Raw genomic sequence first — 2,240 nt, forward strand, 5'->3', positions numbered from 1 at the left:
GTGCTCGGCCGTCCTGGCGCCGGCCACCTGCCGCGCCACGGACCCGTTCCCGGAGGTCCCGGCCCCCGCGACGCCCGTCCCCACCGCCGCGGCCACCCCCGTGCCCGACGCGTCCACGGCCGCTGCGGCGACGGAGGGCGGCCGGTGAGCGCGACCACGCTGACGCCGCAGGCCACGCCCAGCCGGCGCGGGGCCGAGCTGCTGCTGCTCGTGCTCGGCGGCGTCGTGTTCATGGGCGCGTACGCCGCGGTCGGGCTGTCGATGTACGGCGAGCTGCCCGCCAACCTCTCGACCTACGGCGCCTTCCTCGGCGTGCTGCTGCTCGGCGCCCACCTCGTGGTGCGCCGCTTCGCGCCCTACGCCGACCCGGTCCTGCTGCCGGCCGTGGGGATGCTGAACGGCCTGGGCCTCGCGCTGATCCACCGGCTCGACCTCGCCGACGTCGACCGCACCGAGCAGGCCCGCGGCGCGCTCCCGTCGGGCGACGCGCTCGCCCAGCTGACCTGGATGACCGTCGGCGTGGTGCTCTTCGCCCTCGTGCTCATCCTCGTGCGCGACCACCGCGTGCTGCAGCGCTACACCTACACCGCGATGGTCATCGGCATCGGCCTGCTGCTGCTGCCGCTCGTGCCGGGCCTCGGAGTGGAGATCCGCGGTGCGCGCATCTGGATTCGTGCGATCGGCTTCTCCTTCCAGCCCGGAGAGCTCGCCAAGCTCGTGCTGATGGTCTTCTTCGCGGGCTACCTCGTGGTCAAGCGCGACGTGCTCGCGCTCGCCAGCCGGCGCTTCCTCGGCATCGACCTGCCGCGCGGGCGCGACCTCGGCCCGCTGATCGTCGTGTTCGGCGCGAGCCTGGCGATCCTCGTCTTCGAGAAGGACCTCGGCACCTCGGTGCTCTTCTTCGGCTCCTTCGTGATGTTGCTGTACGTCGCCACCCAGCGCCGCTCGTGGCTGATCCTCGGCGCGCTCCTCGTCCTGGTCGGCGGCTACGCGGCCTACCAGTCGTTCGGGCACGTGCAGATCCGGGTCAACACCTGGCTGCACCCCTTCGACTACGAGAACTCCGGCTATCAGCTGCAGCAGGCGATGTTCGGCCTGGCCGCGGGCGGGATCCTCGGCACCGGCCTCGGCCAGGGCCGCCCGGACCTCGTGCCGGTGGCCAAGAGCGACTTCATCGTCGCCGCGCTGGGCGAGGAGCTGGGGCTGACTGGGCTCATGGCCGTGCTGCTGCTCTACGGCATCGTCGTCGAGCGCGGGCTGCGCACCGCGATCGCGTCGCGCGACGCGTTCGGCAAGCTGCTCGCGGCCGGCCTCTCCTTCATCCTCGCGATCCAGGTCTTCGTCGTCGTGGGCGGCGTCACGCGGCTCATCCCGCTGACCGGCCTCACGACCCCGTTCCTGTCCTACGGCGGCTCGTCACTGGTGGTGAACTGGGCGATCATCGCGCTGCTGCTGCGCATGAGCGACGCCGCGCGCCGGCCCGCGCCGCCGCCCAGCCGCAACACCCCGACCGCCACCCAGGTGGTGACCCCCTCGTGAACCGACCCCTGCGCCGCATGTCGGCAGCGCTCATGGTGCTGTTCGCCCTGCTGCTGCTCAACGCGAACTGGCTGCAGACCGTCAACGCCGGCTCGCTCAACCAGCGGCCTGGCAATGCACGCATCCTGCTTCAGCAATACAGCAACGAGCGCGGCCCGATCCTGGTCGCCGGCGACTCGATCGCGCGCAGCGTCGCGACCAAGGGCGAATACAAGTACCTCCGGCAGTATCCCGACAAGGCGCTCTACAGCCAGATCACCGGCTACTTCTCGCTGTTCGACAAGACCGGCATCGAGCGCAGCGAGAACGACGTGCTTGCCGGCACCGACGACCGGCTCTTCATCCGGCGCGCCATCGACCTGCTGACCGGCAAGGACCGCCAGGGCGGCGCCGTGCAGCTGACCCTCGACCCGGCCGCACAACGCGCCGCCACGAAGGGTCTGGCGGACGTGGGTGGGAAGGGTGCCGTGGTGGCCCTCGACCCCCGCACCGGCGCGATCCTCGCCCTGCAGAGCAGCCCGTCGTACGACCCCAACCCGCTCGCCGCCCACCGCGGCAGCACGGTGCAGGAGGCGTACGAGAAGCTCGACGAGGACCCGGACAAGCCGCTGCGCAACCGCGCGACGAGCGAGATCTATCCGCCGGGGTCGACCTTCAAGCTGGTCACCGCCGCCGCCGCGCTGTCGTCCGGGCGCTACACC

At 71.7% G+C, this 2,240-nt stretch carries 2 protein-coding genes; both read left to right on the forward strand.

Annotated elements, in window-relative coordinates; translation table 11 throughout:
- Positions 1–144 precede the first annotated feature (144 nt).
- Complete coding sequence (locus tag G9H71_RS22285) at positions 145–1,539, forward strand: FtsW/RodA/SpoVE family cell cycle protein (protein WP_331273197.1); 1,395 nt, start codon at positions 145–147, stop codon at positions 1,537–1,539.
- On the forward strand, positions 1,536–2,240 hold a 705-nt coding region (locus G9H71_RS22290), incomplete at its 3' end, for a penicillin-binding transpeptidase domain-containing protein (protein WP_331273198.1). The genes G9H71_RS22285 and G9H71_RS22290, both read left to right, overlap by 4 nt.

It is taken from the genome of Motilibacter deserti (assembly GCF_011250635.1).
Taxonomy (GTDB): Bacteria; Actinomycetota; Actinomycetes; order Motilibacterales; family Motilibacteraceae; genus Motilibacter_A; species Motilibacter_A deserti.